The organism is Sphingomonas sp. VDB2, assembly GCF_047946695.1.
GTDB classification, from domain to species: Bacteria; Pseudomonadota; Alphaproteobacteria; order Sphingomonadales; family Sphingomonadaceae; genus Sphingobium; species Sphingobium bisphenolicum.
In genome coordinates this window covers 472,952-496,013 of sequence record NZ_CP159616.1, presented here as the reverse complement: position 1 = coordinate 496,013, position 23,062 = coordinate 472,952, and the positions used below count along the sequence as shown (strand labels likewise).

At 64.0% G+C, this 23,062-nt stretch carries 18 protein-coding genes; 7 read left to right on the top strand and 11 right to left on the bottom strand.

Features of this window, described 5'->3' with window-relative positions; genetic code table 11:
- Window positions 1–11: 11 nt before the first annotated feature.
- Window positions 12–3,209, bottom strand: coding sequence for an efflux RND transporter permease subunit (locus ABT375_RS20690; protein ID WP_416465012.1), 3,198 nt, complete (start codon window positions 3,207–3,209; stop codon window positions 12–14).
- Between the two features lie 251 nt (window positions 3,210–3,460).
- Between ABT375_RS20690 and ABT375_RS20685 the strand changes: the two genes are divergently transcribed.
- Window positions 3,461–4,378 carry a LysR substrate-binding domain-containing protein gene (locus ABT375_RS20685; protein WP_224547021.1) on the top strand — a complete coding sequence of 306 codons (918 nt, stop codon included), beginning with the start codon at window positions 3,461–3,463 and terminating at the stop codon, window positions 4,376–4,378.
- A 149-nt stretch (window positions 4,379–4,527) separates the two neighbouring features.
- Here the strand turns inward: ABT375_RS20685 and ABT375_RS20680 are convergent, their stop codons facing one another.
- Entirely contained in the window at window positions 4,528–5,448 is a 921-nt protein-coding gene (locus ABT375_RS20680) for an ROK family protein (protein ID WP_416465011.1), read from the bottom strand.
- A gap of 145 nt (window positions 5,449–5,593) precedes the next feature.
- A complete protein-coding gene (locus ABT375_RS20675) occupies window positions 5,594–6,454 on the bottom strand; it encodes a LysR family transcriptional regulator (protein WP_224547019.1) in 861 nt (286 codons plus the stop codon).
- A gap of 88 nt (window positions 6,455–6,542) precedes the next feature.
- On the opposite strand from ABT375_RS20675, the gene ABT375_RS20670 reads away from it, so the two are divergent.
- The 6 genes from ABT375_RS20670 (at window position 6,543) to ABT375_RS20645 (ending at window position 13,157) form a co-directional block, all read left to right on the top strand.
- Window positions 6,543–7,688 (top strand): isovaleryl-CoA dehydrogenase, encoded by a 1,146-nt coding sequence (locus tag ABT375_RS20670; RefSeq protein ID WP_416465010.1) that lies wholly within the window; start codon window positions 6,543–6,545, stop codon window positions 7,686–7,688.
- Between the two features lie 88 nt (window positions 7,689–7,776).
- A complete protein-coding gene (locus ABT375_RS20665) occupies window positions 7,777–9,378 on the top strand; it encodes a carboxyl transferase domain-containing protein (RefSeq protein WP_416465009.1) in 1,602 nt (533 codons plus the stop codon).
- Window positions 9,378–9,854, top strand: a complete 477-nt coding sequence (locus tag ABT375_RS20660; protein WP_416465008.1) for a DUF2569 family protein — start codon at window positions 9,378–9,380, stop codon at window positions 9,852–9,854. Before ABT375_RS20665 ends, ABT375_RS20660 begins: the two co-directional genes overlap by 1 nt.
- Window positions 9,851–11,752, top strand: a complete 1,902-nt coding sequence (locus ABT375_RS20655) for a biotin carboxylase N-terminal domain-containing protein (protein WP_416465007.1) — start codon at window positions 9,851–9,853, stop codon at window positions 11,750–11,752. Before ABT375_RS20660 ends, ABT375_RS20655 begins: the two co-directional genes overlap by 4 nt.
- A gap of 119 nt (window positions 11,753–11,871) precedes the next feature.
- Entirely contained in the window at window positions 11,872–12,324 is a 453-nt protein-coding gene (locus ABT375_RS20650; RefSeq protein WP_224547014.1) for a MaoC family dehydratase, read from the top strand.
- Window positions 12,321–13,157 carry an HpcH/HpaI aldolase/citrate lyase family protein gene (locus ABT375_RS20645; RefSeq protein WP_416465006.1) on the top strand — a complete coding sequence of 279 codons (837 nt, stop codon included), beginning with the start codon at window positions 12,321–12,323 and terminating at the stop codon, window positions 13,155–13,157. Before ABT375_RS20650 ends, ABT375_RS20645 begins: the two co-directional genes overlap by 4 nt.
- Here the strand turns inward: ABT375_RS20645 and ABT375_RS20640 are convergent.
- The 8 genes from ABT375_RS20640 to ABT375_RS20605 form a co-directional block, all read right to left on the bottom strand.
- Entirely contained in the window at window positions 13,138–13,488 is a 351-nt protein-coding gene (locus ABT375_RS20640; RefSeq protein ID WP_416465005.1) for a dihydroneopterin aldolase, read from the bottom strand. The two genes, ABT375_RS20645 and ABT375_RS20640, sit on opposite strands and share 20 nt — an antisense overlap.
- Before the next feature lies 1 nt (window position 13,489).
- The gene (locus ABT375_RS20635) at window positions 13,490–14,347 is read right to left on the bottom strand and encodes a bifunctional 5,10-methylenetetrahydrofolate dehydrogenase/5,10-methenyltetrahydrofolate cyclohydrolase (protein WP_416465004.1); all 858 of its coding nucleotides are present in this window, start codon (window positions 14,345–14,347) and stop codon (window positions 13,490–13,492) included.
- A 3-nt stretch (window positions 14,348–14,350) separates the two neighbouring features.
- The gene (gene purU, locus ABT375_RS20630; RefSeq protein ID WP_261937409.1) at window positions 14,351–15,208 is read right to left on the bottom strand and encodes a formyltetrahydrofolate deformylase; all 858 of its coding nucleotides are present in this window, start codon (window positions 15,206–15,208) and stop codon (window positions 14,351–14,353) included.
- A 27-nt stretch (window positions 15,209–15,235) separates the two neighbouring features.
- Window positions 15,236–16,099 (bottom strand): methylenetetrahydrofolate reductase, encoded by an 864-nt coding sequence (locus ABT375_RS20625; RefSeq protein WP_416465003.1) that lies wholly within the window; start codon window positions 16,097–16,099, stop codon window positions 15,236–15,238.
- A 187-nt stretch (window positions 16,100–16,286) separates the two neighbouring features.
- Window positions 16,287–17,693: a nucleoside hydrolase-like domain-containing protein gene (locus ABT375_RS20620; protein WP_416465002.1), complete on the bottom strand. Its 1,407-nt coding sequence runs from the start codon at window positions 17,691–17,693 to the stop codon at window positions 16,287–16,289.
- 53 nt (window positions 17,694–17,746) lie between these two features.
- Entirely contained in the window at window positions 17,747–20,491 is a 2,745-nt protein-coding gene (locus ABT375_RS20615) for a TonB-dependent receptor (RefSeq protein WP_224547007.1), read from the bottom strand.
- 81 nt (window positions 20,492–20,572) lie between these two features.
- Window positions 20,573–21,844 carry an MFS transporter gene (locus ABT375_RS20610; protein WP_416465001.1) on the bottom strand — a complete coding sequence of 424 codons (1,272 nt, stop codon included), beginning with the start codon at window positions 21,842–21,844 and terminating at the stop codon, window positions 20,573–20,575.
- A complete protein-coding gene (locus ABT375_RS20605; RefSeq protein ID WP_261937404.1) occupies window positions 21,844–22,995 on the bottom strand; it encodes a mandelate racemase/muconate lactonizing enzyme family protein in 1,152 nt (383 codons plus the stop codon). The genes ABT375_RS20610 and ABT375_RS20605 overlap by 1 nt, the downstream gene beginning before the upstream one ends.
- Window positions 22,996–23,062: the final 67 nt, after the last annotated feature.

The window sequence follows — 23,062 nt, the reverse complement described above, 5'->3', positions numbered from 1 at the left end:
AAGGCTGACTGTCATGCATGGCTGGGCTGATATTCCATCTGGGGATCGGTGGCTTTTTGGCGGCGGTGGACGAAGGCGAAGATGACGGGTACGAAGAAGAGGGTGGCGATGGTGGCGCAGACCAGCCCGCCGATCACGGCGCGGCCCAGCGGCGCATTCTGCTCGCCCCCTTCGCCCAGGCCCAGCGCCATCGGACCCATGCCGATGATCATGGCCAGCGCGGTCATCAGCACCGGGCGGAACCGCACCAGCCCCGCCTCCATCGCCGCCTTGGTCGCGTCGCCCAGCTCGGCCAGCTTCTCCCGCGCGAAACTCACGACCAGGATCGAGTTGGCGGTGGCGACGCCCATGCACATGATCGCGCCGGTCAGCGCCGGGACCGACAGGGTGGTGCCGGTCACGAACAGCATCCACACGATCCCGGCCAATGCGGCGGGCAGGGCGGTGATGATGACGAAGGGATCGACCCAGCTCTGGAAATTGACGACGATCAGCAGGTAGATCAGCACGATCGCGCCCGCCAGGCCAAAGCCCAGCCCGGAAAAGGCGGTGTTCATCGTCGCATATTGACCGCGCATGGTAACGGTCGCGCCCTTGGGCACTTCGCCCTCCAGCGCCTTGATCGCGGCGTTGATATCGCCCGCCACCGCGCCCAGGTCGCGGCCCTGCACGGTCGCATAAATGTCCAGCACCGGCGCGATATTATAATGCGACACCACCGGCACCGTGCTCGACCGCGCGATCGTGGCCAGGCCGCCCAGCGGCTGCACCGCGCCATTGCTCCCCGCGGCGGCCGACACGGGCACATTGGACAGGTCGCTGATCGACCCCATCAGATATTCGGGCGCCTGCGCGACCACCGGATAGGATACGCCGCTCTTGGGATCGACGAAGAAGACCGGCGCGGTCTGCGCCGTGCCTGCCAGCGAACTGGCCAGGCTGGTCGTCACGTCCCGCTCGGTCAGCCCATATTGGCCCGCGCGCGACCGGTCGACATCGACGTCGAGCTGCGGTGATCGCCCCGGCTGCTGGATGCGCGCATCGGCCAGGCCGGGGATGGTCGCGACCTTCGCCAGCAGCTTCTGCGCATAGGCGCGGTTGGCCGCGGCGTTCTTGCCCGCGATCTGGATGTCGATCGGGGCGGGCGCGCCGAAATTCAGGATCTGGCTGGTGATGTCGGCGGGCAGGAAGGCGAAGCTCGTGCCGGGGAAGCGGCGCGGCAATTCCTCGCGCAGCGTCGCGACGATCTCGTCGGTCGGGCGATGCCCCTTCTTCAGCGCGATCAGCATGTCGCCATCCTGCGGGCCGATCGTACCGCTATTATTGTAGACGGTATTGATCGAGCTGACGGGCAGGCCGATATTGTCGGTGATGGCCTCCAGTTCGGCGGCCGGAACCAGTTGCTCCACCATATGGCTGATCCGCTCGAACCGCGCGGCCGTATCCTCGATCCGGCTGCCCACCGGCACGCGGACATGCATGGCGATCTGGCCCGAATCCACCGCCGGGAAGAAATTGCTGCCCAGCATCGGGAGAAGCCCGAAGGACAGGACGACCAGCCCCATGAACCCCAGCAGGAAGGGCTTGCGCGCATCGAGCGCCCGGCGCAGCAACCCGACATAGCCATGGCGGATCGTCTCGAACGTCTTCTCGAATCCGCGCTGGAACCGCACGAAGATGTTCCGCGATCCGGCGCTGCCGGCCATGTGCGCGTCGCCATGCTCGACATGGGGCTTCAGCAGATACATCGCCATCGTCGGTACCAATGTCCGCGACAGGATGAAGGATGCGATCATCGCGAACACCACCGCCAGCGCCATCGGCACGAACAGGAATCCCGCGACGCCGGGCAGGAAGAACATCGGCACGAACACGATGCAGATGCACAGCAAGGACACGAAGGCCGGCGTCACGATCTGCGCCGCGCCGTCCAATATGGACTCCACGACGCCCTTGCCCTGTTCCAGATGCCAGTTGATATTTTCGATCGTCACCGTGGCGTCGTCGACCAATATGCCGACCGCCAGCGCCAGCCCGCCCAGCGTCATGACGTTCAGCGTCTGGCCGAACATGGCCAGCGCCGCCACGGCCGACAGGATCGCCAACGGGATCGACAAGGCGATGATGACGGTCGACCGCCACGATCCCAGGAACAGTAGGATCATCAGCGACGTCAGCGCCGCGGCCAGCGCGCCTTCATGGATCACGCCCTCGACCGCCGCCTTGACGAAGATCGACTGGTCGCCGATCATCAATATCTTCAGGCTCTCGGGTAATGTTTCACTGATCTTGGGCAGGGCTTCCTTCACTCCGTCCACGATCGCCAGCGTCGATGTCGCGCCGTTCTTCAGCGCCGTCAGCAGCACCGACCGCCGCCCCTCGACATGCACCACATTGGTCTGCGGCCCGTTGCCGTCGCGGACATAGGCGATGTCGCGCATATAGATGGTCGCGCCGTTCACCACTTTGACGGGCAGGTCGTTCAGCGCCTCGATCGTGCCGGGCGCATTGTTCAGCCGCACGCTATATTGGGTCGCGCCGATCTTGACGAAACCGGCCGGGTTGATCTGGTTCTGCGCCGCGATCGCCGTGCCGACATCCTGCGCCGTCAGCCCCTTGGACTGGAGCGCGACCGGATTGAGGTCGATCTGGATCTGCCGCTGCTTCCCGCCCGAAGGATAGGGCATGGCGAGGCCCGGAATAGTGATGAGCGGCGGACGGATCTGGTTCTGGCCCAGGTCGAACAATTGCTGCTCGGACAGTCCCTTGCCCGACAGCGCCAGTTGCAGGATCGGCACGGTCGACGCGCTATAGTTCAGGATCAGCGGCGGCGTGATGCCGGGCGGCATCTGGCGCAGCACGGTCTGCGACACCGATGTCACCTGCGCGGTGGCGGTGCGGATGTCTGCGCCCGGCTGGAAATAGATTTTCACGATGCCGATGCCCTGCATCGACTGGCTTTCGATATGCTCGATATCGTTGACCGTCGTGGTCAGCACCCGCTCATAGGGACTGATGATCCGGTTGCCCATATCTTCGGGCGGCAGGCCGGAATATTGCCACGCCACCGCGATCACCGGGATGCGGATATTGGGAAAAATGTCGACGGGGGTGCGGATCGCCGCCATCAGGCCGACGATCGCGATCAATATCGCCATGACGATGAAGGTCAGCGGCCGATGCAGCGCAACCTTGACGATACCGATCAATCCACGACTCCCGCCTTCATCGCGCCGGCGCCCGCCGCCGGATGCTTGATGCCTGCCTCCCCCCATGGAAAGGGTCGCGAGAGGCACAACGGGGGGCGGCGATCAAACCGCCATATCGTTCCCGCCATGCTCTGCGGAGGCGTTGGATTCTAGTTTCGAAACGCCACCCTTGATCCGCGCCTATGCGCAGTTGTCTATTTCGTGTCCAATATATAATAAAGCATGATTGATATCGATGGCGACCTGATCCGATGGACCTGAGACATTTGCGCTATTTCCTCTGCGTGGCCGAAGAAATGCATTTCGGCCGCGCCGCGCAGCGCCTGGGCATGTCGCAACCGCCGCTCAGCCAGCAGATCCGGGCGCTGGAGCAGGAACTGGGCGTCCGCCTGTTCGATCGCACCAGCCGCCGCGTCGCCCTGACCGAAGCGGGCCGCCTGTTCCTGCCCGAAGCGCGCAAGACGCTGGCCCAGGCGGATCATGCGGCGCAGGTCGCGCGTCAGGCACAAAATGGCCATCTGGGCCGGCTCGCCATGGGCTTCACCGCCTCAGCGCCGTTCGTGCCGCAGATCGCCGACGCCCTGTATGATTTCCGTCAAAACTTTCCACAGGTCGACCTCAAACTCCACGAACTCGGCCGCGACGATCAGGTCGCGCGGATCGAGCGCGGCGATCTCGACATCGGTATCATTCGCGGCGTCGAACCGCCTTCGCTCCCGCCGGGCCTCCAGGCCATCTGCCTGCTGGACGAAGAGATGCTGCTGGCCGTACGGCAGGACCATGAACTGGCCCGGCGGACCGCCGATCCCGGCATCGCCGATCTCGCCGGCGTCCCCGTCGTCCTCTACGCCACCACCAGCAGCGCCGACTTCAACGACCATTTCTTCGCCCTGTGCGATCAGGCGGGGTTCAAGCCCGATGTCACGCTGGAAGTCGGTAGCTTCGCGACCTTGCTGGGGTTGGTCTCCGCAGGCTTCGGCGCGACTATTCTCGCTAGGTCGCTGTCTCGCCTGCATGTCGAAAAACTGATCCTGCGCCCGCTCTTCCCGCAGGTCAGGACGCGCCTGTGGATGATCCACAAGGATGATTTGCCGCCGACGGCTCAGGCCTTCCGCGCCGTTATCCTCCAGGCGATATCACGGCATGACGCCAAGCCGAAAGATGCGTGAAAATGCATATAAGTAATTGATAAATAACGGTAATATGGATTTTGTCGATCAACACTTTCGATACGCTCAAAAAATATATATTATTTTCAATATGTTATAAGGCGTCACTGACTGGAAAACACGCTATAATTGTCGCACTCCTTGTCGCATCAGACCCGCCCGGCGCCCTCCAGCGCATCCATCGCCAGCGCCACCGCGCCCAGCGGCCCGGCCTGATCGCCCAGCACAGGCGGACGGACGATCGCGCCCACCGTGTCTTTGGTGACGAAGGACAGATAGCCCGCCAGTTGCGCCACCAGCCTGGTCCGCACGCGGTCGAGCAGGTCGGTCCGCCCCATGCCCACGCCCCCGCCGATCAGCACCTGCCGCGCCGCCGTCGTCAGCAATATCGTGCCGACCATTTGCGCGATATCATGGGCGACGTCGTCCCAGCGCGGATCGTCGGCGGGTATCCGGTCGCCCGGCACGCCGAATCGCCTGGCCAGCGCCGGTCCCGCCACCAGCCCCTCGATACAGTCGCCATGGAACGGGCAGGCGCCTGCAAAGCCGTCGCCCGGCGCCCGGCGGGTGAATATATGCCCCAGTTCCGGATGCATGGCACCATGCAACGGCCGGCCCTGCATCGCGAAACCGGCGCCCAGGCCGGTGCCGATGGTGATGTAGCAGAGGCAATCGGACGGCGTCCCGCCTTCGGCCCCCGCACCCCAGCGCAGCTCCGCCAGCGCCGCGCCATTGACGTCGGTGTCGATCGCGGCGGGGCAGGGCAGCACGCCGGCCAGCGCGCCATAGATATCCGCCCCGGTCCAGCCCGGCTTGGGGGTCGGCAGCATATGGCCGAAATCCGCCGCCGCCCGATCCAGCCGCAGCGGCCCGAACGACCCGATGCCGAGCGCTGCAAACGGTTCCGCCTCATGCAAGCGCCGCAACAGCGCCGCCGCCGCGCCCAGCGTCTCGGCGGGGGTGGTGGTCGGGATCGACACCCGCTCGACAATCTCCCGCCCGCGGGCCCGCAGCACGAATATCTTGGTCCCGCCCAGTTCGACACCGGCCAGATAGGGCAGGGCGCTCATGCGGCGGCGCTCGGGAGGAAAGGACGGAAAGACATGATGCGCTATGCCCCGGACAGGAAAATTCCGCCCCTCATAGGCGGGCGCGCACCATCCTTCCAGTTCCTGCCCGACCTTGCCCCATCAAATTGCCGATCGGCATAGAAGCTCACGTCCGTTCCCCGAACGCCGCCGCCAGCGCGCGCAGCAGCCCATGGTCCGCCACGCTCTCGTCCGCCAGGACGAAGCCCAATGTCCGCCGATGGTCGAACCCGGCCAGCGGCACATGCGCCACATCGGCGCTGCGATAGCAGTCGGGCATCACCGTCACCCCCATGCCCGCGCCCACCATCTGCAACGCCCGCTCGTCATTGGTCGTGCGCAGCGAAAAATGCGGCCGCACCCCGCGCTCCAGAAAATGCCGGCTGGTCTGCGACAGCAATTCGCAATGCCGCCGCACGATCATCGTCTCGTCGCGCAGATCTTCGGCATCGACCTGCGCCCGGCCGGCCAGCGGATGATCGGTCGCCATCACCATCGCATAGCCTTCCTCTCCCACCACAAGCTGCGCCAGCGCCTGCGCGCCCGGTCGCAGGATGGTGAGCGCCGCGTCCAGTCGATCGCGCGCCAGCATTGCCGACAATTCGCGCTCGCTGGCAAAGGCGATCTCCACCGGCCCGCCGCCGCCCGCCCGATAGGCCCGTGCCGCCCGCGCCACGGTCGCGCCCGCAATGCTGCTCAGCACCCCGATCCGCACCGGCCGTTCCTGCGCGGTGTCCGCCATCGCCCCCAGCGCGGCATTGAACTCCCGCTCGATCCGCCGGGCATGGGTCAGGAAGCGGGTGCCGGACTCGGTCAATTGCACCCGCTGGTTCGTCCGGCTGAACAGTTGCCGTTGCAGCGCGTTCTCCAGCTTGGCGATCCCGGCCGACAGCGTGGGCTGCGACACGTTGCAATGGACCGCCGCGCGGGAGAAATTGCCCTGGTCCACCACCGCCAGGAAATAGCGGAGAAGATAGCGTTCGATCATAGCTTCCATCTATACACTGATATGCAACTGTCAATTTTCCAGCCGCACCGGCCCGCGCTATGATCGGACCAACAGGAGAGAGACGCCGATGACCGATTTCGATTTTGCGCTGGGCGACAATGCCGACATGATCCGCGACAGCGCGGCCCGCTTCTCGGCCGACCGCATCGCCCCGCTCGCCGCCGAAATCGACGCGAAGGACTGGTTTCCGCGCGAATTATGGCCGGCTATGGGCGAACTCGGCCTGCACGGCATCACCGTGTCGGAAGAAGATGGCGGCCTGGGCCTGGGCTATCTGGAACATGTCGTCGCGCAGGAGGAGGTCGCCCGGGCCTCCGCCTCCATAGGTCTCAGCTATGGCGCCCACTCCAATCTCTGCGTCAACCAGATCCGCCGCTGGGGCAATGCCGAACAGAAGGCGAAATATCTCCCCAAGCTTATCTCCGGCGAGCATGTCGGCTCCCTTGCCATGTCGGAAGCGGGCGCCGGTTCCGACGTCGTCTCGATGAAGCTGAAGGCCGAAAAGAAGGGCGACCGCTACATCCTCAACGGCACCAAGTTCTGGATCACCAACGCCACCTACGCCGACACGCTGGTCGTCTACGCCAAGACCGGCGAGGGGTCGAAAGGCATCACCACCTTCCTGATCGAAAAGGATATGCAGGGCTTCTCCATCGGCCAGAAGATCGACAAGATGGGCATGCGCGGCTCCCCCACCGCCGAACTGGTGTTCGACGATTGCGCCGTGCCGGAGGAGAATATCATGGGGCCGCTCAACGGCGGCGTCGGCATATTGATGTCGGGCCTCGACTATGAACGCACCGTGCTGGCGGGCATCCAGCTCGGCATCATGCAGGCCTGCCTCGACACCATCCTGCCCTATATCCGCGAGCGCAGGCAGTTCGGCAAACCGATCGGCGCCTTCCAGTTGATGCAGGCCAAGGTCGCCGACATGTATGTCGCGCTCAACAGCGCCCGCGCCTATGTCTACGCCGTCGCCCGCGCCTGCGATTCCGGCAAGACGACCCGCTTCGACGCCGCCGGCGCGATCCTGCTGGCGTCGGAAAATGCGATGAAGGTCGCGCTGGAAGCCGTGCAGGCGCTGGGTGGCGCGGGCTATACCAGGGACTGGCCGGTCGAACGCTATATGCGCGACGCCAAGCTGCTGGACATCGGCGCGGGCACCAACGAAATCCGCCGGATGCTAATCGGCCGCGAGTTGATCGGCGCATAATCCTCCCCGAGCTGGCTCGGGGAGGGGGACCGCCCGGCCTGGCCGGGTGGTGGAGTGGCAGGCCCCAAACGCAAGGCAGAAGGCTAAAATGAGCGCACCGATTTTAGACACCAAGCTCGCCGCCGACAGCGAGAGCTTCCGCGCCAACGCCGCGCACAACCGGGCGCTCGCCGAAGACCTGCGCGCCAAAGTCGCCAGCGCCGCCCAGGGCGGCGCCGCCACCGCCCGCGGCAAGCATGTCGCGCGCGGCAAGCTGCTCCCCCGCGACCGCGTCGAACGGCTGCTCGATCCCGGCTCGCCCTTCCTCGAAATCGGCCAGCTCGCCGCCAACGGCCTCTATGACGACGAAGTCCCCGGCGCGGGCCTTATCGCCGGCATCGGCCGCGTCTCCGGCCGCCAGGTGATGATCGGCTGCAACGACGCCACGGTGAAGGGCGGCACCTATTACCCCCTCACCGTCAAGAAGCATCTGCGCGCGCAGGAAATCGCGCTCGAAAACAACCTCCCCTGCATCTATCTGGTCGACAGCGGCGGCGCGAACCTGCCCAACCAGGCGGAGGTCTTTCCGGACCGCGATCATTTCGGCCGCATCTTTTACAATCAGGCGAACCTGTCCGCGCGGGGCATCCCCCAGATCGCCTGCGTCATGGGCAGTTGTACCGCAGGCGGCGCCTATGTCCCCGCCATGTCCGACGAAACCGTGATCGTCCGCAACCAGGGCACCATCTTCCTCGCCGGCCCGCCGCTGGTGCAGGCCGCAACGGGCGAAGTCATCACCGCCGAAGATCTAGGCGGCGGCGACCTGCACGGCCGCAAGTCGGGCGTGGTCGATCATGTCGCGCAAAGCGACGATCATGCGCTGACCATCGTCCGCGACATCGTCTCGACGCTCCAGCCCGATCGCCAACCCGACCTCAACCTGCGCGATTCCCGCCCGCCGAAATATGACGCCGCCGACCTCTACGGCATCATCCCCGACGACGTCCGCGCGCCCTATGACGTGCGCGAAATCATCGCGCGCCTCGTCGACGGCAGCGAGTTCCACGAGTTCAAGGCGCTCTACGGCACCACGCTCGTCTGCGGCTTCGCCCATATCTGGGGGATGCCGGTCGCGATTCTGGCGAATAACGGCGTCCTGTTCAGCGAAAGCGCCATGAAAGGCGCGCATTTCATCGAACTCGCCTGCCAGCGGCGCATCCCCCTGCTGTTCCTCCAGAATATCTCCGGCTTCATGGTCGGCGGCAAATATGAGGCGGAGGGGATCGCGAAGAACGGCGCCAAGATCGTCACCGCCGTCGCCACCGCGCAGGTGCCCAAGATCACGGTGCTGATCGGCGGCAGCTTCGGCGCGGGCAATTACGGCATGTGCGGCAGAGCCTATGGCCCGCGCTTCCTCTTCACCTGGCCCAATGCCCGCATCAGCGTGATGGGCGGGGAGCAGGCGGCGTCCGTGCTGGCGACGGTGCATCGCGATGCGAGCAAGTGGACGCCGGAGGAGGCGGAAGCCTTCAAGGCCCCGGTCCGCGCGAAATATGAAGCGGAGGGCAACCCCTATTACGCCACCGCACGGCTGTGGGACGACGGCGTCATCGACCCGGCGCAGACCCGCGACGTGCTGGGCCTCGCCTTCGCGGCGACACTAAACGCGCCGGTTGGGGAGCGCGCCAGTTTCGGCGTGTTTCGGATGTGATGGTTAGAGCGCGCGAGATATCCAACGACCCATCCGGCATCGGTGGATGGCTGCTGGTCCTGGTAGCGATGCTTATTTTTACCCCGATTTACGCGACGATCCATACTATACTTAGTAACGCGGCTTTTGAGGCGAAGTACCCCGATTTTGGGCCGACGTGGCAGAATGTTAAAACGGTTGTATGGGGTGGGATCATATTATCAGGATCACTTTACATTGCATCCGCATTTTTGCTAATTTTTCGAAGAGAAATATCAACAGTACGACTAGTTGTTTGTGCGATCTGGCTGGCAGGCCCCGTCAACCAATTCGTAGGCCCGTACATAATTGCGGGATTCACAACTGGCACACTTGATGTTTCAACCATCATAATCCCCATAATGTTCAGTTTGGTCGTAGCGACGATATTGACGCTCTATCTGTGTCGATCAAGGCGCGTCGCGAACACCTATTTTGGAACTGCAGAGCCGAAATGATCCAATCCCTCCTCATCGCCAATCGCGGCGAAATCGCCTGCCGCATCATCCGCACCGCGCGGGCGATGGGCATCCGCACCGTCGCGGTCTATTCGGACGCGGACGCCAACGCCCTCCATGTCCGCGACGCCGACGAAGCCGTCCATATCGGCCCGTCTCCGGCGCGTGAATCCTACCTTGTCGGCGAAAAGATCATCGCCGCCGCCAAAGCCACCGGCGCGCAGGCGATCCATCCGGGCTACGGCTTCCTGTCCGAAAACGCCGCCTTCGCCCAGTCGGTGATCGACGCCGGCCTCATCTGGGTCGGCCCCGACCCGTCCAGCATTACCGCCATGGGCCTGAAGGACGCCGCCAAGAAACTGATGCAGGCCGCCGGCGTCCCGACCACGCCCGGCTATCTGGGCGAAGACCAGAGCCTCGAACGCCTTGCCGCCGAAGCCGACGCCATCGGCTACCCCGTCCTCATCAAGGCGGTCGCGGGCGGCGGCGGCAAGGGGATGCGCAAGGTCGACAGCGCCGACGCCTTCGCCGACGCGCTTGCCTCCTGCCGGCGCGAGGCCGCGTCCAGCTTCGGCAACGACCATGTCCTCCTCGAAAAATGGATCACCAACCCGCGCCATATCGAGGTGCAGATCTTCGGCGACACCCATGGCAATGTCGTCCATCTGTTCGAACGCGACTGCTCGCTCCAGCGCCGCCACCAGAAGGTGATCGAGGAAGCCCCCGCGCCGGGCATGACCGCCGTCACCCGCGCCGCCATCTGCGACGCCGCGGTGCGGGCGGCCAAAGCGGTCGACTATGTCGGCGCCGGCACGATCGAGTTCATCGCCGACGGATCGGAAGGCCTGCGCGCCGACCGCATCTGGTTCATGGAAATGAACACAAGGCTTCAGGTCGAACATCCGGTGACCGAGGAGATCACGGGTGTCGATCTGGTCGAATGGCAGCTCCGCGTCGCATCGGGCGAACCGCTGCCCAAGGCGCAGGAAGACCTGTCGATCAACGGCTGGGCCATGGAAGCGCGGCTCTATGCGGAAGACCCGGCAAAGGGCTTCCTGCCAAGTCCGGGACGGATCGAACGCTATGTCTTCAACCTTGGAGCACGGGTAGAGACTGGCGTCGATGAAGGCGACATCGTCAGTTCATTCTACGATCCCATGATCGCCAAAGTCATTTGTCATGGATCGGACAGGGAGGAGGCGCGCACTGGCCTGCTGCAATGGATGAACCAGAGTTATATCGGCCCATTGAAGACGAATAAAGCCTTCCTTCACGCCTGCCTTTCGTTGTCAAATTTTCAGGATGGTGTTTTGGATACCGGCTTGATTGAACGCGAAGGCGATGCGCTGACGCAGATTGATTGGCCGTCTTCGCTAGCGATCCTGACCGCAGGTCGGCGCTTCAGGCGCGACTGGCTCACCTATCAGGATTGTAACGACCGCGCGATGAAAGAGGATCTGTTCGGTTTCAGGCTCAATGCCCCGGCGCGACAGACGGTTGACCTGTACGAAATCAACGGCACGCACGTTACCGTAGATGTTGCGAGTGATAATGTTGTCACCGGGCTGTCGTCGGATTTCGAACCGGACGGAACGATTGTTGTCACAGAAGGGGGGCAAAGCTGGTTTTTCAATAGTGCTGCTCCCGCCACTTCAATAACTAGCGCCGCCTCCGACGGAGCGATCCTCTCCCCCATGCCCGGCCGCATCATCGCCGTCGCAGCGGCGGCGGGGGACAGCGTGACCAAGGGGCAGAAGCTGCTGACATTGGAAGCGATGAAGATGGAACACAGCCTTGTTGCCCCGTTCGACGGCGTCGTCGCGGAACTCAACGCGGCCGAAGGCCGACAGGTCAGCGAAGGGGCGCTGCTCGCCCGGATCGCCACGGCGGAGGACTGAAAAACCCGCCTTTACGCTGTCCTACAGAAGTACGGGTCGATATAATAAACTGTAATCGCAAGACTTTTGAAAAAATATATAGTGCGCATATGCGCGAAGTTCGGGAAGGGAAGTTACGGGTGGCGGGACGCTATTTCGATCAATGGACCATCGGCGACATGATCGTCCACGACATCCGTCGCACCGTGACGGAAACGGACAATCTCCTCTTCACGACGATGACCCACAATCCCCAGCCGCTGCATCTCGATGCGGAAGCGGCCAAGGCCAGCGAGTTCGGCCAGATCCTCGTCAACGGCACCTTCACCTTCGCGCTGATGGTCGGCCTGTCGGTGGGGGACACGACGCTCGGCACGCTGGTCGCCAATCTGGGTTACGACAAGCTGGTCATGCCCCATCCGGTCTTCATCGGCGACACGATGCGCTGCGAAACGGAAGTGACCGACCTCAAGCCCAGCCGTTCCCGCCCCGGCGCAGGCATCGTCACCTTCACCCACCGCCTGCGCAACCAGCGCGACGAAATCGTCTGCCAATGCCTGCGCATGGCCCTGCTCAAACGATCCGACGCATGACGCTGCGCTCGCTGCTCTTCGTGCCGGGGGACCGCCCCGATCGCTTCGCCAAGGCCGCCGCCAGCGGCGCCGACGCGCTGATCCTCGACCTGGAGGATTCGGTCGCACCGGAACGCAAGGCGCAGGCGCGCGCCGCCGTCGCCGACTGGCTGGCGGAGGATCGGAGGATCCCCGGCTTCGTACGCGTCAATCCGCTCGACGGCGACCAGACCGTTGCCGATCTCGCTGCGGTCCTGCCGGGTCGTCCCGACGGCCTGGTCCTGCCCAAGGCGGAGGGCGCGGCCAGCGTCAGGGCCTTGCTGGCGCTGATCGGCGAGAACCCGCCGCCGATCCTGCCGATCGCGACCGAAACTCCCGCCGCGATCTTCCAACTGGGCAGCTACGCCGCGACGACCACGCATCTCGCCGGCCTGACATGGGGCGCCGAAGACCTGCCCGCCGCGATCGGGGCAGCGACCTCGCGCGATGCGGATGGCCGCTACACCGCGCCTTATGAAATGGTCCGCGCGCTCACCCTGTTCGGCGCCCATGCCGCCCATGTGCCCGCGATCGAAACCGTCTTCCCCCGCATCGATGCGCCCGATGCCCTGGCCGATTATGTCGCCCGCGCGCGCCGCGACGGCTTTACCGGCATGATGGCGATCCACCCGGCGCAGGTCGCGACGATCAACACGGGCTTCACCCCGACAGCCGACGAACTGGCCCATGCGCGCGCAATCATCGCCGCCTTCTCCGCCAATCCCGGCGCGGGCGCGTTGCAATTGGATGGAAAGATGATCGACCGGCCGCACCTCAAACAGGCGCAGCAGATAATCAGTCGCGGCGAACGATAACCTCGACCCCTGCCAAACCCCGCGTCAGGGCGAAGGGCTTGTCGACATTGACGCAGGCCTCCACCACGCCCGGCCAGCCCAGGCATTCCTCACCCAGTCGGTGGGCGAATGTCTCGATCAGCGGAATATGCACTTCCGACAACGCCTCGGCCGCGCGCACAATCCGGCGATAGTCGATGGTTTCGCCGATCCCCTCGACCGCGCCGCCGGACAGCAGCAACTGGACGGTGATGACCAGCGGCTGGCGACGGCCGATCTCATCGGGGTTGATGCCGATATCGGCCAGCAGCGGCAACTCCTTGACCCGGACCTTGGTGGTGACGCGTGCCATATCAGGCTATGCTCCTCTGTGCGGCCAGCACCGTATTGCTCAACAGGCAGGCGATGGTCATCGGCCCGACCCCGCCCGGCACCGGCGTCACCGCCCTGGCATGGTCCAGTTCATGGGTCGCGCAATCGCCCACGATCCGGCTGTTCCCGTCATGATCCACCATCCGGCTGATGCCGACGTCGATGACGACCGCACCGGGCTTGACCCAATAGCCGCGCACCAGATGCGGCGCGCCCGCCGCCGCCACGATGACGTCGGCCGCGCGCGCGATATCGGGCAGGTTGCGCGTCTCGATATGGGTGACCGTCACCGTCGCTTCCCGCTCCAGCAGCAGCATCGCCACCGGCTTGCCGACGATATTGGACTTGCCGATCACCACCACGTTCAGGCCGCGATAATCTTCGATCACGCTGTCGAGCAGCATCATGATGCCCAGCGGCGTGCAGGGCACCAGACCCTCCGACCCGATCGACAATCGCCCGACATTGACGGGGTGGAAGCCGTCGACATCCTTGGCCGGCGCGATGCGATCGAGCACCCGCCCGGCATCGATGCCCGGCGGCAGCGGCAATTGCACCAATATCCCATGCACGCCGGGATCGCGGTTCAACGCATCGATCATGTCGAGCAGCGCCTGTTCGCCGCAATCGGCGGCCATGCGCCGCTCGATCGATCCCATGCCGACCCTGCGACATTCGCTGATCTTGCGCCGGACATAGATGTCGCTCGCGGGATCGGCGCCGACCAGCACGACCGCCAGCGTCGGATCGACGCCGTCCGCCTTCAGCCGCTCGACATCCGCGGCCGTCCGGTTCGACAGCGCGCGCGCCATCGCCCGCCCGTCGATCATCTCGCTCATGGATCAGCCCCGGAAGACGACGGTGCGCGACTGGTTCATGAACACCCGGTCCTGCAGGTGCAACCGCACCCCCTCGGCCAGCACCCGCCGCTCGATGTCGCGGCCGCGGCGGACCAGTTCGTCGGGCACGTCGGCATGGCCGATCATCTCGACATCCTGATGGATGATCGGGCCTTCGTCCAGGTCGGCGGTCACATAATGGGCGGTCGCGCCGATCATCTTGACGCCGCGCTCATAGGCTTGGTGATAGGGCTTGGCCCCCTTGAAGCCTGGCAGGAAGCTGTGATGGATGTTGATGCAGCGGCCCGACAGGAAGCCGGCCAGGTCGTCGCTCAAAATCTGCATGTAGCGGGCCAGCACCACCAGGTCCGCGCCGGTGTCGGTGACGACCTGCTTGATCTGCGCTTCCTGGGCCGCCTTGCTGTCCTTGGTCACCGGGAAGTGGAAAAAGGGCATGTCGCCGATCAGCGACGTATGCAGCACGTCGCGCGGATGGTTGGAGATGATCCCGACCACGTCCATCGGCAATTCGCCGATACGCTGGCGATAGAGCAGGTCGCCCAGGCAATGGTCCCATTTGGACACCATCAGCACGACCTTCTTGGGCGTGGCCTGGTCCGCCATCGACCATTCCATGCCTGCTTCCGCGGCGATCGGAGCGAAACCGTCGCGCAGCGCGTCCAGCGTCTCGCCCGCGCCGGGCTTGAACGCGACGCGCATGAAGAAGGTGTTGTTCATCGCATCGTCGAACTGTTGCGCATCTACGATGTTGCAGCCATGTCCGGCCAGATAGCCGGCGACCTTCGCCACCAGGCCGGGCTTGTCGTCGCATTGCAATCGCAGCGTATAGATAGTCGTCACGTCAATCCTCCCACTTGTCCGTCTGCGTCAATGCGCGCGGGCATAGTCGTTGATCCAGGCGACCGTCTTTTCCAGGCCGCCAAAGGGATAAAAATGCAGTCTTACGCGCCCATGCTCCTCGCCCAGCGCCCGTTCGAACGTCTCGACCAGCTTGTCGGGACCAGCGGTGCCGAGCAGCTTCGTAATCGAAATACCATATTTTGCGAGCACCGAAGCGGACGCCCCGACGCCGCACCGCGCGGCAAAGCGCATCAGCGTCTTGATGCCGGCCGGTCCCGGCACGCCGATGCGCACCGGCGCATCGATGCCACGCGCGCGCAACTCGGTCAGCCAGGCCAGGACGGCATCGGCGTCGAACACGAATTGCGTCACGATCAGCGGCGCCATGCCGCGGCGCTCGATCTCGGTGCATTTGTCGAGCAGGACCGACCAGCATTGGTCCGGCGTCATGTTGGGATGGCCTTCGGGATGCCCGCCGATGCCAATGGCCTGGATGCCCGCGCGTTCGAACGCACCGCTGGCGATCAGCGCGCTGCTGTCGTCGTAGGGGCCTTCGGCTTCAGACGGGTCGCCGGCGATCACGAAGCAGCGCCTAACGTCCGCTTCGGCTACAGCCGCCGCCAGATAATCCTCGAACTCGGCAGTCGATGTGATCCGCCGTGCGGAGAAATGCGGCATGGGTTCGAAGCCTAGGCTACGGACCAGCTTGGTCGCGGCGATGCGAGCCGCGAAATCCTCGCCGGGCAGGAAAGTGACGGCCACGGGCGTTTCGGGCGCGATGGACGGCGCTGCATCACGCAGGGAGTCCACGTCCTTCGCCGTCATTTCCAGCGAATAGCCATCGACCATGTTGACGGGTGGCCGTTCCCAGTTCGGATGAATGACCGGCATATCCTATCCCCTTCAACCTTGCCTCTCCCGATTCTTCCTAGAGCATCGAACTAAATTCGCATAGATGAAATATTCATAGATACGAAATTTCATGAAAATGAGATTGAGGGCCGCACGGGCCGGGGGAATGACGAATGGCGCCACCACATATATGCGGCAGCGTAGCAACAATGGTCTGCGTTCTGGGTTAGGGCGTGACGGTGATGATGGCCCGCCGGTAGCTGGTCAGAGCCGGCTTGCCCAGGTCGCGCGCCTCCAGAATGACATGAAAGCGGGTCTTCTCCTCGACTTGCGGCGCAACGAAGCGCGTGTCCAGCGGATCGCCGCGCTGCAATTCGATGCGGGGATTGCGATTGACCGCCTCGGCTTCGCGATATTGCCACCAGCTATAATCAACCCGATCGCCATCGGGGTCGCGCGATCCGGCGGCGGACAGATGCACGACGTCGCCGGCCTTGGCCGCCATCTCGACCGGCGCATTGCCGGCGATCCCGTTGAGGACCAGTTGCGGGGCATGATTGGCGCCCTTGTAGTTCGCCTGAAGCGACCATTGGATGCGCGCGGCGAAATCATGCTGGAAGGCGTCGCGCCAGCGCCAGATGGTCGCTTTGTTGGTCTGATGGGTGCGGCCGTCCGCGCCGATCACGAGATCGCTGGTGTCGGTCCAGACGCCGTCCCACTCTGAAACCTTGCCATAGCGGCCGCCCCAACTGCCATAATCGGGATGGTCCGGGTGGCCCAGGCCGTTCGGGATCAGGTACAGGAAACTGGGCGTGTCGCCTTCCATGATGAACTGATAATCGGGATAGAGCGACCCCAGTGGCCCGATCTGCACATTTTCGCGCAGCCATTCCTTGGACACGGTGGTGAAGTCCGGCCCGTCGAAATAATACATGCGATCGCCCGATATGCCGCCCCAGGTGGACAGGTTATAATGGCGGTGCGCGGTCAGGCTCACGATCCAGAACAGGTCGGGAAACATGCGCCTGACCCAGGGGCCGGCATTGTCCTGATCGGAAATGGAATAGACGCGCAGTTTCCCCACGAACTTCCCCACCTCTTCGGGCGTGCGGGTTTCGCGGACCTTCCATAGCGCCTGCGCCAGATCAACGGCGCCGCCCCAGACCGTGATCCAGACGGGGCGGGGATCGGGCTTGTCGACCGCGGCGATGATCGCTGCGGACCCGGCCGTATCCTTGCCCGCGCCGACCCCCGCCATGCCATATTCCGCGCGTCCGGGCTTGACCGCGGCGCGCAGCGCGTCGGCGCTCGGCCAGCCATCGGCATGAACCTTGAGATTGGGCAGCACCTGCGCATAGGCGTCGATGCGACGCAGGATTTGCTCGGGATGGACGCTATCCTTCAGGTGTCGCGACGTGGATGGCACCAGCGCTTCGATGTCGAAATCATTGGCGTACAGCAGGAAGCGGACCATCGACTCCATATCGTCGGGGTCCGACCCGACATCGGTCAGCACGATGACGCGCGAGCGGGGGAGGTTGTTTTCCGCCAGCGGCGCGGGCCGGGACGGCGCGGCTGACGGCAGGGCGGTCAGCATCAGGGCGCAAAGGATCGCGACCGAACCGAGTTTCATCGATGATCGTCCTCGATGCGGCGGAGGGCGGGGTCTGGCCCCGCCCTCCAGGGTCAGAAGCGGACGCGGACGCCGGCGGACAGGCGACGGCCGGTCTTGCGATATTCCTTCGTCCGGTCCGCGCTGACGGAGTAGATGAACTCCTTGGCGTCGTTGAGGTTGAGCGCGTCGGCGAAGACGGTGAAGTTCGGCGTCACTTCATAGGACAGGCCGGCATCGAGCTGGCCATAGGCGTCGAAATATTCCGGTTCGCCGTTGCGGCCCACTGCCACCTGCAGGAACTTGTCGCGCCAAGTGTAGGCAACGCGCGCCTGCACGCCATATTTCTCGTAGAAGCCGACAAGGCTGTAACTATATTTGGACAAGCCTTCCAGGCCATAGGAAACGTTGGCGACGGCATTGGTATAGTTGGCGTTGGACTGGGTATAGTTGAAGCTGGTCTGCACGCCCAGGCCGTCGAACGGCGCGGGCAGGCTGGTGAAGGCCTGGCGATAGCCGACTTCGAAACCCTTGACCGTCGCGCCCTTGCCGTTGCCCGGCACCGTTACCTGGAACGTCACCTGATCGACCTTTTGCGGGGTGGTGAAAAGGGCCACGAAGGAATCGATCTTCTTGTAGAAGGCGGCGAAGGACAAGAGGGAGGAATCGGCGAAATACCATTCGACGCCGGCCTCGATCTGCTTGGCGCGGAACGGCTGCAAGTCCGGGTTGCCGCGACTGATCGTCTCATTGCCCGGATTGGTCTGGATCGACTGGCGCGGCGACAGGTCGGTCAGGGTCGGACGCGTCATCACCTTCGATGCGGACAGGCGCAGGATCAGATCATCGGCCGCCTCCAGCTTGATGTTCAGCGACGGCAGCCAGTCGTCATATTTGCCGCGGAAGCTGATGGGCACCACCCCCGATACGACGATGTCGTTCTGGCCGGTGGGATTGCCATTGGCATCCAGGCGCGGCTTGGCGCTCAAAATCGTGCGGGATGCGCCAGACGAGGTATAGTCGGTGTTTTCGTAGCGCAGGCCGGCATTGATGGTCAGCGGCATCGATCCCAGCATTGTCTCGAAATTGGCCATGACATAGCCGATCTTCACCTTCTCATCGATCACCGACGAGGCGGAGGGTGAGAAGACGGCGGGGTTGAACGCCTTGCCATCCTCCGTCGCAAACTGGTCGATCACGCCGACCAGTTGCTGCGGATTGTAGATCACCCAGTCGCGAATGATGTTGTCCGGCCCGGTGCCCTGGAAGAAATTGCGGTTGGTGGAACTAAACAGGGATGTCGGTAGCAACCGGTCGGACCCGCAATAGGCGCATTGCTCGCCAAAGGGCATTTCGTCCGACGTCAGACGCTTCTTGCGATTGGCGATCATGCCGCCGGTGAAGAGGGTCAGGTTCGACGTCGCCTTCCATTCGGTATCGGCACGATATTCGCTGATCTTGTCGTCGACGTCGGTGCCGCCGCCCCAGATATAATAATGGGCGGTGATCCCCTGCGGATTGGTCGCGGCATTGGGATAGTTGGGGCTGGTGAAGCCATAATCATAGATCGGGCTGTCGCCGCGCCGATCATACCAGAGGTCGATATTCTTGCGGCGGATGGTGGTGAAGAGATTATTCTCCTTGCCGCGCCGCTCGGCCTTGGACCGCGAAGCGTCGAGCTTCAGCTTGAAATTGTCGGCCGGCTTCCATTCGACATTGACGCCAAACTGGTCGGTCGTGACGTTGCGCTGGTCATATTGCAGGATCTGGTCGACGAAGCCGCCCTGATAACGCTGATAGACGGCCTCGCCATCCTCGACGACTTGTTCGACCAAGGTTCCGCCGGAAAAGTCGTAGGCCAAGCCGGTCTGCTGCTCGGTAAACTTGGCCTTGGAGTAGAGACCATCGAGCGTAACGGTGAGCGTATCGGTGGGCCGGACCTGCAACGAACCGGAAAAGCCATAGCGCTCCAGGCCACGTTCGAAGAAGAAGGGCGACAGGTTCGATGGCATAGAAACATTGCTGAAGGGCGCAACGTCCGGCCCGATACGCCCACCATTCACGCCATTGGCGCGATAATAGGAGTCGCCGCTCGACCGGCGGACATGGCCCGCGCCGATCGTGAATTCGTCGTTGCGGGTCTGACGCTTGGTATAGACGCCCGACAGTGACAGGCCGATGGTCCGGTCCGCATTGCGCCAGGACGCGACTCCGGAGACTTCCGGATTGAACTTGTCGGCCAGTTCAGCCCACATCTGCCCGGCCGAGCCGCTGAAGGCGAACTGTTCCTTCTGGTCGATCGGCCGCAGCGTGTGGACGTCCACCGTCGCGCCGATGGAGGAGCCGTTGAGGTTCGCCTGGGGCGACTTGAACACATCGGCGCCGGCGATGATTTCGGACGGCAGCACGTCGAAGGAAAATTCGCGGCCATTATTGTCGGTGGCCAGCGTGCGGCCATTGACGGTGACGGCGTTGAACTTCGGACCGAAGCCGCGAACGGTGATGTAGCGACCCTCGCCGCGGTTGCGCTCAATGGTGACGCCGGCGACGCGCTGCAGGGATTCGGCGACATTCTGATCGGGCAGCTTGCCCAGATCCTCCGCCACGATCGAATCAACCACGCCGATCGAGTCGCGCTTGATGTCGATCGACGCCTTCTGGCTGGCGCGGATGCCGGTGACGATGATGTCCTCGCTCGTCGCCGGATCGCTGCCCTGGGGTGCCGCGGCGTCCTGGGCACAGGCTGCGCTGCCTATCGTCAGCGCCAGGCCCGACGCCGCCACCATGCTCGCAAGACGGACCTTACCCACCTTTGTCATCTTCCACTCTCCCTATGTTTATTGTCGGTGTTTATGGCGCTCCGCACAGCATATGTCAAATGACGTAATACATAATATGAATTAGCGCACCGAGCGGATCGGCAGCACGCAAAGCGCCGATCCGAACACGAACAGCAGCGCCGCGATGAAGATCGCGCGATAGTCATTGTCGAACATGCCGAGCAGGATGGCGGCCATGACGGGGCTGAGAATCTGGGGAATATTGACCGCCGTGGTCAGCACGCCCAGATCCTTGCCTTCGTCGCCCGGCGCGCTTTTCGGCAGCACCTGCGTCATCAGCGCCATATCGATCGACATGAACATGCCGTAGCCGATGCCGATCACGCCGGCATAAACCCACATGCCGGTCATCGAGGGCGCCAGCAGCGGGGCGGTCATCGCCACACCCATGATCAGGCTGCCCAGAACAACGAACGGCTTGCGTCGCTGCCACCGGTCGGACAGCCATCCCGAGATCAAGGAGGAAGCGACCAGGCAGACCAGGGTGAGCAGCGCCATGTTGGCGATGGCGATGTTCGACGCGCCGTCGGCCAGGCCGATATAGTCGCGCAATATATAGAGAAGATAGGCGGCGACCGCCTGATAGCCCATATAGATGGTGAAGCGGCTGGCGAAGGCCCAGGCGAAATCGGGGTGCGCGCGCGGACTGATCCAGAAGCTCTTGAAGAAACTGCCCCAATGGATCGGGCGGCGGGGCATCGTGTCGCTCGGCGGTTCGCGATTGAGCGCGACGAAGGCGAGGCAGGAGGCGGCGATGGCAGCCGCGAACAGCCCATAAGCCAGCACCCGCTCCCCGGCGAGATAGCCGGCGACCACCGTGCCCGCCGTCAACCCCGCGGTCATGCCCGCGCCCACGATACCCGATACGCCGCCGCGCGACACCGGCGCGAACCGGTCCGCGATCAGCGTCGTCATCGCCGGTTGCATGGCGTTATAGGCGATCGCGGCCATCACCCAGAGGATCATCAGCGACCAGAAGCTCGTCATCAGCGACACGCCGAACAGGCAGAGCGATCCGATCAGCGATGCGATGGCGATCGAGGGCGCGCGGCGACCCCAGCGGCTACGCGTACGATCCGACAGGGCGCCCGCGATCGGCGTCGCCAGGGTCGAGAAGATCGATGTGATGGCGAACAGCAAAGCGAGGTTGTTCTCCTTCGCACCGGGCGACAGCTCTGCGATCTGATTGGGCAGAAGCACGCCCAGCACGCCGCTGTAGAGCGCCATCAGCAGGAAGAAATTGACCATCAGCGACAATTGCAGCCGGACGCGCGCCGCGCCGGTCACCCAGACCGGTGATGATTGGTCGGCAGGGGCGGGGAGGCTGTGCATCAGTTGGCCGCCCGGCTTTCCGGGACCAGGCGCAGCCCCGCATTGCGCGGCCTGCGATGCGGCCCCCCGCGCACGTTCCAGCCGTTGCCGGCAACGCTTTGCGCGATCGCCGCCTCGTCGATCACGATGCCCAGTCCCGGCCGGTCGCCCAATATGATGCCGCCATCGGCAATCTGCTGATCGACGTCGAAGCCCGTGGGAAAAGCGAAATCCTGCACTTCGATGCCGATCATGTTGGGTACGGCCGCGGCGGCATGGGCGACCGGATTGGCGTTATAGGCGACCGGCGAGACGGGCAGGCCACGCGCATGGGCGGCCATGGCCACCCGGTGGAAATGGGTGATGCCCCAAACGCTTCCGGTCTGGACGATGTCGACGGCGCAGGCGTCGAACAACGGCGCATATTGTTCGAGGCCGGAGAGATTTTCGCCCGTCGCCACCGCAGTTTTGACGGCGCGCGATATGGCGGCATGGCCCGCCGCGTCCCATCGCCGCACCGGCTCCTCGATCCAGGTCAGGTCGATCCTCTTTTCGATCTCGGCCAGGTGCCGGATCGCCTGCTTGCAATTCCAGGCTTCGTTGACGTCCAGCATCAGCGCGGGCCGGTGGCTGTTCCGCGACAGGATGTCGCGCACCGTTTCCAGCCGGCCGATGTCACGGTCCAGATCGCGGCCGCCCTTGATCTTGGCTGCGGTAAAGCCGCGATCGGCCCAGGCGCCATAATGACCGGCGAACGCATCGTCCTCCAGGCCGTAGCACAGGCCGGAGGCATAGCCCGGCACGAACCGGTCACCCGCGCCCAGCGTGCGCCACAGCGGCTCTTCCGCCATCTTCGCCTTCAGATCCCACAATGCCATGTCGATCGCCGCGATTGTGCCGAAGGTGGCGCCGGCGTGGCCGCTCTTGAACACGTGGGCGAGCATCGAATCATAGAGGCTCGACACCGCGCGCGGGTCCGCGCCCTCGACCGCGGGAAACAGCCGGTCGATCTCGCCATGCTGGCCAAGGCCGATGCCGGTCAAACCGCCATCGGTTTCGAGCAGCAGGACCGGGACTTCGGTAATGCCGGATTCGACGACGCCGTTCACGTCGCCGACCGGCCGCCGCCAGTCATGATAGGCTGTGAGGCTGCGATAGCCTGTAATCTTCATCGGGATGTCCTCTACCCTTCCGGTGTTACCGGCCACGAGTCATATTATGTATTATCTATGTTGTTTG

What these genes read in the sequence shown, in the direction of transcription:
- ABT375_RS20660 (WP_416465008.1), top strand. Translation starts at nt 9,378, where the DNA reads ATGGTTAGAGCGCGCGAGATATCCAACGACCCATCCGGCATCGGTGGA.
- ABT375_RS20640 (WP_416465005.1), bottom strand. Translation starts at nt 13,488, where the DNA reads ATGGCACGCGTCACCACCAAGGTCCGGGTCAAGGAGTTGCCGCTGCTG.
- ABT375_RS20685 (WP_224547021.1), top strand. Translation starts at nt 3,461, where the DNA reads ATGGACCTGAGACATTTGCGCTATTTCCTCTGCGTGGCCGAAGAAATG.
- ABT375_RS20665 (WP_416465009.1), top strand. Translation starts at nt 7,777, where the DNA reads ATGAGCGCACCGATTTTAGACACCAAGCTCGCCGCCGACAGCGAGAGC.
- ABT375_RS20670 (WP_416465010.1), top strand. Translation starts at nt 6,543, where the DNA reads ATGACCGATTTCGATTTTGCGCTGGGCGACAATGCCGACATGATCCGC.
- ABT375_RS20680 (WP_416465011.1), bottom strand. Translation starts at nt 5,448, where the DNA reads ATGAGCGCCCTGCCCTATCTGGCCGGTGTCGAACTGGGCGGGACCAAG.
- ABT375_RS20610 (WP_416465001.1), bottom strand. Translation starts at nt 21,844, where the DNA reads ATGCACAGCCTCCCCGCCCCTGCCGACCAATCATCACCGGTCTGGGTG.
- ABT375_RS20675 (WP_224547019.1), bottom strand. Translation starts at nt 6,454, where the DNA reads ATGATCGAACGCTATCTTCTCCGCTATTTCCTGGCGGTGGTGGACCAG.
- ABT375_RS20655 (WP_416465007.1), top strand. Translation starts at nt 9,851, where the DNA reads ATGATCCAATCCCTCCTCATCGCCAATCGCGGCGAAATCGCCTGCCGC.
- ABT375_RS20625 (WP_416465003.1), bottom strand. Translation starts at nt 16,099, where the DNA reads ATGCCGGTCATTCATCCGAACTGGGAACGGCCACCCGTCAACATGGTC.
- ABT375_RS20620 (WP_416465002.1), bottom strand. Translation starts at nt 17,693, where the DNA reads ATGAAACTCGGTTCGGTCGCGATCCTTTGCGCCCTGATGCTGACCGCC.
- ABT375_RS20645 (WP_416465006.1), top strand. Translation starts at nt 12,321, where the DNA reads ATGACGCTGCGCTCGCTGCTCTTCGTGCCGGGGGACCGCCCCGATCGC.
- ABT375_RS20635 (WP_416465004.1), bottom strand. Translation starts at nt 14,347, where the DNA reads ATGAGCGAGATGATCGACGGGCGGGCGATGGCGCGCGCGCTGTCGAAC.
- ABT375_RS20605 (WP_261937404.1), bottom strand. Translation starts at nt 22,995, where the DNA reads ATGAAGATTACAGGCTATCGCAGCCTCACAGCCTATCATGACTGGCGG.
- ABT375_RS20615 (WP_224547007.1), bottom strand. Translation starts at nt 20,491, where the DNA reads ATGACAAAGGTGGGTAAGGTCCGTCTTGCGAGCATGGTGGCGGCGTCG.